Consider the following 5,860-nt stretch of genomic DNA (forward strand, 5'->3'; position numbering starts at 1 on the left):
AAGGTGGTTGCTGATTATATCAGTGAAAATCAACTCGAAACATATACCCCAAGCAGAGAAATATACTTAAAGGGGCCAGGAATGCTTTTAAAGGGAAATCCTGAAAAATATGAAACTGAAATTCTAATTCCTATTAAATAAGGCGGAATTTGCTTTATACATCAAAATGTGTTATAATGCATAAGGCAATTAAACATGAAGTAAGCATTTGTAGTAACTTAGATTGCGAGCGTGAATATGCATTTATATCTGTAGATTTGCGTAAGTCTTCTGATTAGAAGTGAAAGAATGCCCAAAAATGATTTTAAGAACTGGGGTCTGTACAGGTTCGAAAGGACATGGACTATACTATCTTGGATGGTATAAAGTGAGGCATTATTGTCGAAGCTTAGACACTCTAACTCTTTGATTTTTCAAAGTGTTAGAGTGTCTTTTTTTTTTATAAAAATAAACAAAATGAAGGGAGTAACAATTTAATGAGTCAAAAATTAAGAACTGTGGCTGAAGAAAAACTTTTCAGTCGAAATTTCACAAAGTTTGGGATGGATATGAATCCTGTAGTATCAATAGGTGCAGGACTAATCGTCATTCTATTTGCCTTTTTCGCCTTTGTGGATTTAGAACGCGCCAATGCGGTATTTAACGTCATCAATAATTTAATCGTATCAAACTTCGATTGGTTATTTGTTTTAAGCAGTAATTTCTTTATCTTAGTAAGTCTGATTATGGCATTTTCCAAACTAGGTCATGTAAAAATAGGCGGTGTAGATGCAGAACCGGAATTTGGTAATTTCTCATGGTATTCAATGCTGATCTCAGCGGGTATGGGGATTGGCCTGATGTTTTGGTCAGTTGGTGAACCCCTATATCATATGATGCAGACACCACCGATTTTCCAGAGTGGTATGAGTGATGCCCAAGCAATGGCAACAACCTTCTTCCACTGGGGATTACACCCATGGGGAATTTATGCATTAATATCACTTGCACTCGCCTTTTTTGCTTATAATAAGAAGTTGCCATTGTCATTAAGGTCTGTGTTTTATCCATTGCTCAAGGACAAAATATTTGGTTTTTGGGGCGATTTAATTGATATTTTAGCAGTTGTTTCTTGTTTGTTTGGACTTGCAACCTCATTGGGATTGGGTGTTCAGCAAATTAACAGTGGCTTGAATTATTTGTTTGGTGTTGATTTTAATGTGACGACACAGGTTTTATTGATTATTGGTATTACTGGACTTGCAACCATGAGTGTTGTTTCAGGTCTAGATAAAGGGGTCAAAATTTTATCAGAACTCAATATAAAACTGGCTGGTATTTTTATGCTTGTAGTGTTAATACTAGGTCCGACAGGCTATTTAGTAAAGCTGTTCAGTAATTCTTTAGGATTATATATCAATGATTTTGTCAGCTCATCCTTTTTTGTAAGCACAGATGGTAGTGGTTGGCAAGCGAGTTGGTCGGTATTCTATTTGGCATGGTGGATTTCGTGGTCGCCATTCGTAGGGATGTTTATTGCGAGAATTTCTAAAGGGAGAACCATTAGAGAATTTGTACTGGCTGTCCTTATTGTGCCATCGCTATTATCTTTTGTTTGGTTGACCGTTTTTGGCGGTACAGCGATTCAAATTAACACATTAACATCAGGTGCCTTATTTGAAACAGTTGGTAATAATTTGCCGGTTGCTATCTTTGAAATGATTCAATATCTTAATATTCCACTACTGGAAGGTGTGGTTAAAACATTGTTATCCATAGCGGGTACAGTACTTGTTATTTCATTCTTTGTCACTTCAAGTGACTCGGGATCTCTTGTGGTTGATAACATCACTTCAGGTGGTAAACTTAAATCTCCGGTTGCCCAGCGTGTTTTTTGGGCAAGTATGGAAGGTGTTGTTGCAATTGTGCTTCTACTTATTGGTGGCGAAACAGCTTTAAAAGCCCTTCAAACAGCTGTAATTGCAACAGGTTTGCCTTTTGCAATCATTCTGATTGTAATGAGTTTCTTACTTCTTGGCAGTGTTCAGAAAGCTTACAAGCGACAAAAGTTCATCAGAGATTTGGACCACTTTGAGACTATGATGGGTGAATTTGAAGAGCAAGAATCTGAATCGGCATAACTTATTGAGTTTATTTCTAATATTCGATAATAAGTTAGGAAGTAAATGAATGAGGAAAAAAATAAAGGCACTTAATTAATCAGAAATAATTAGTCAGAAATAATTAACGAAAAAAATGAACCCTCATCTGTGGTTTGATCTTGTAAAGTTTTGTTAGGTATAAAAACCAACAAAAGAAAGTAGATCAGATTACAGGTGGGGGTTTTAATGTTTATAAGCACTATAAGTATTTAATTACGATCAGCACTACAAGCACAACCGATACTGCTACACTGCCAGCACTGCCAGCACAACCAGTACTGCATACATTACCAGCGTTAATAGCACTTAAGCCATACATAGCATTTAAGACGATTAAACGCTGTTTAGATTATATTGTATGAAGGTTCAGTTTAACCTTCAAGGTCTTTTTTCAAACGCTTCATGGCAAATCTCGTATAGATTAAGGCAATAATCACGGCACTCCAGTTATTGATGACGATTCCCCACCAAACACCTGTAATGCCCATCCCCATAACGTTTCCAAGGAAGTAAAAAAGTGTTGAAGGGATAAGTATTTGTCTGTAGAGACCGATTAAAACAGCAAAATTTGGTTTTTTAATGCCTTGAAGAACCGATATTAGGACATTCAGAATGATATAGGTTGGAAGGGCAAATACTTCTATTCTAAGATAATGTGTACCAGCCATGATAACACCATCGTTGTCGTTAAAGAGAGCGATGACATAAGGTGCCAAGGGATAAATAAGGAAAGCACCAACAATCATCATACCTACGCCAATATATAGTGCCGTTCTTTGGGTTTCTAGGATGCGTTGATAGAGCTTTGCACCGTAATTTTGACCAGATAGGGTTAGGGCTGCAATATTTAAACCTAATGCAGGTAGTAGAACCAGTTGTTCCACTCTAACAGCTACACCATATGCAGCGATAGTGACGGAACCCGCATATTTGAGAACGAAGAAGTTGATGACAAAGACACCAAGGGCAATGGTCATCATGTTCAAACTTGCTGGAAAACCCTGCTGAAATAATTGTAAAACAACTTGAGGTTTGAAGCGTTCAGCCTTGAATAGGCTCAACTTAAATATTGGGCTTTTTTTAAGTCTTGATATCATGTAAACTGAGCCGATAGCTTGTACGATTACAGTTGCCAGAGCAACACCTGTTGTACCGAGCTTGGGAAGTCCAAACCATCCAAAGATAAAAAGAGGGTCTAAAAATAAGTTCATAAAAAAGCCAATGATCAAGAAGTTCCTATAGGATTTTGTATCCCCTTGAGCATTTAACATGGCATTGAGTACAGAATTTAATATAAAAAAGACCGATCCATAAAAAATTGTATTGGTATATTGAATGCCAAGTGTTTTAGAGAGCCCACTTGCACCAGATAGATTAAATAAATAAGGCACAATTAAGGGGGCAAATAAGGAAATCAACAATGAGAGACAAAATCCAAATAGAATGGCGTTGTAACTTAAACTGTGAAATTTTTCTTGATCCTTTTCACCCAGTGCAATAGCGCTTAAAGCGGTTGCGCCACTGCCTATACCAGAACTCAAGGCAAGAATAATAAAAAATATTGGAAATGAAATGGTCATGCCTGCAAGTGATTCAGTGCTAAGCTTACCAGCGTAGTAAGTATCAACAACATTAAAAAGCGTGTTGAAAAGCATGCCGACACTGGCCGGAATGGCAATTCTTCTAATATGGGAAAAAATAGAACCTTGGGTTAAATCAATATCGTTCATATAGCCTCCTCTAAACAGTTGAGAACACATCTCATTTTATACCCCGTTTTAGGCTTTATATGCCATTTGTCTCTTCTTTCCAATGATTAGGTGTGCTAAAATTAAAATAGAAGATGAATGGAGGTCAAACAATGAAAACAATCGGTTTTTACGTTGGACATGTGAATTACTTCGCACATGCAGAGCAATTAATTGCTTCAATTTATAAAAATATTCAAAATCCCAAAATTAGTGTTATGGTGAATCGTCATATCTTGCCAGAACAATTTGAAAATGCCAAAGTACAAATAAAGAAATCCTTTGAAGATGTGGAATTCGTAGTTGTGGATATTCCCAAGCATTTAATTAAGTTACCATTTGCAGATAAACTCTTTGCCGCAGCGCGATTCGAATCCCAATGCCAAGAGGATTATATTTGGATTGACGTGGACAGTTATTTTTTGAAACCTGTAAGCTTTGAGCATAAAAAAGGTGTTCAGCTGAATCCTGTTGACGAGAAAAATATAGGAATTGATTATGGTGAGCCAATCTCAGGAATATGGAAACCGATCTACAAACATTTTGATTTAAACAGAAAGATTGAGAAATCAATTGATATTGATAAGCCACATATGTCTATAGCTGTAAGAACAACCGTTTCCAATACCTTGATTTATCCCTACTTCAATATTGGCTTTGTGATTGCACATGAAAATAAAAGGGTGTTTCAAAATGCGATTTTAGCGCTTGAAAGCTTGTTGATGGATTCTGAGGTTCAAACTTTACTTCACTCCAAACCAGCAGATGCCATCTTTATTCATCAAGCTGTATTTTCAGCTGCAGTTTTAAAATGCTATGATTTAGAATATATTGAACCTTTGTCACCGGGACTCAACTATCCCTTACATTTACTCGATCAAAACTGTCATCCTTTAATGGCAAGTGATATCAAACATATGCGATATGATAATTATTTTGAAACACATAAATTGCCAGAGGCCTTGGCAGCAAATAGTGACATTCAAACAGAGTCATTAAGAATGACTTGGTACTATTAATGATTTAAAAAAGACTAAATAAGAAGACTAAATAAAAAGAGAGCGTGATTATGAAGCCATTACCACATATAGATACCATAATATTTGATGCAGGCGGTGTACTGTTCTATATTGATGAATTTAGGAAGAGTATTGTAGAGAGGGTTTTACACTCATTGGGCTATGATGCAGAGATCATTAATCTTGCTTTGAAAGAAGTTAAGGCAATAGATTGCATCTATTGCAGTGATGTAGAGACTATTGTAACCTGGACAGATGAAAAAGAATGGCTTGAAAAAAGATATTCAAAAATAGCAGAAATCGTAGATCCAGGAAATGCTGACTTGAAGGACAAGCTTTATTTTTTAGCTTTTGATACCTTTCAATATAAATTATATGATGAGACGGTCGAAATCCTTAACCACTTAAAAGATAAGTATGAACTGGTGGTATTGTCAAATGCAACAGCCAGTCTGGATTGGGCGTTTGATTTCTTAGACATAAGAAAGTACTTCAGTCATGTGATTATTTCTTCCTATGAAAAATGTGCAAAACCGGATAAGAAAATTTATGAATTGACATTAGAGCGAATCAACAAGACACCACATCAATGTATATTTATCGACGACAAAATTGAAAATGTCAAGGCAGCTCAAAAGATGGGCATATCAGGCTATCATTTGGACCGGAAAAAGGGCATGAATCTGGGACATTTTGTTGCTTCAATCTAGTACCATCGATCCCATCGAAGATGGAAGTAGAAGCCTTTATAAAAATGCAGAAATAATCGAGAGCAGTAAATAGTATGATGTAATTAAAGACCACTTGAATCATAAATGATGAAATGTGTAGGATTTCTTGAAAATAAGAGAATGAGACAAGATTCATATTATGATTAAGTGGTTTTATTTTTGAAATAAACTGGACAAGTGTTATAAATAATGTTAATATTAGTTCGTACCCGAACGAACTA

Annotated in this window: 4 protein-coding genes; 3 read left to right on the plus strand and 1 reads right to left on the minus strand. The window is 36.0% G+C overall.

All coding sequences use genetic code 11. The features are described 5' to 3' along the window. The first annotated feature begins 476 nt into the window (after positions 1 to 476). Entirely contained in the window at positions 477 to 2,120 is a 1,644-nt protein-coding gene (locus AC220I_RS17035; protein WP_486725065.1) for a BCCT family transporter, read from the plus strand. Between the two features lie 392 nt (positions 2,121 to 2,512). Here AC220I_RS17035 and AC220I_RS17040 read toward each other — a convergent pair whose 3' ends face one another. Continuing rightward, positions 2,513 to 3,871 (minus strand): MATE family efflux transporter, encoded by a 1,359-nt coding sequence (locus AC220I_RS17040; protein WP_486725066.1) that lies wholly within the window; start codon positions 3,869 to 3,871, stop codon positions 2,513 to 2,515. 131 nt (positions 3,872 to 4,002) lie between these two features. Here AC220I_RS17040 and AC220I_RS17045 point away from each other — a divergent pair, with 131 nt between their 5' ends. Together AC220I_RS17045 and AC220I_RS17050 are read left to right on the plus strand one after the other, a co-directional pair. Then, entirely contained in the window at positions 4,003 to 4,908 is a 906-nt protein-coding gene (locus AC220I_RS17045) for a hypothetical protein (RefSeq protein WP_486725067.1), read from the plus strand. Between the two features lie 50 nt (positions 4,909 to 4,958). Beyond that, on the plus strand, positions 4,959 to 5,618 hold the full coding sequence (locus AC220I_RS17050; RefSeq protein WP_486725068.1) for an HAD family hydrolase: 660 nt from the start codon (positions 4,959 to 4,961) through the stop codon (positions 5,616 to 5,618). Positions 5,619 to 5,860 lie beyond the last annotated feature (242 nt).

Source organism: Fusibacter sp. (genome assembly GCF_057447755.1).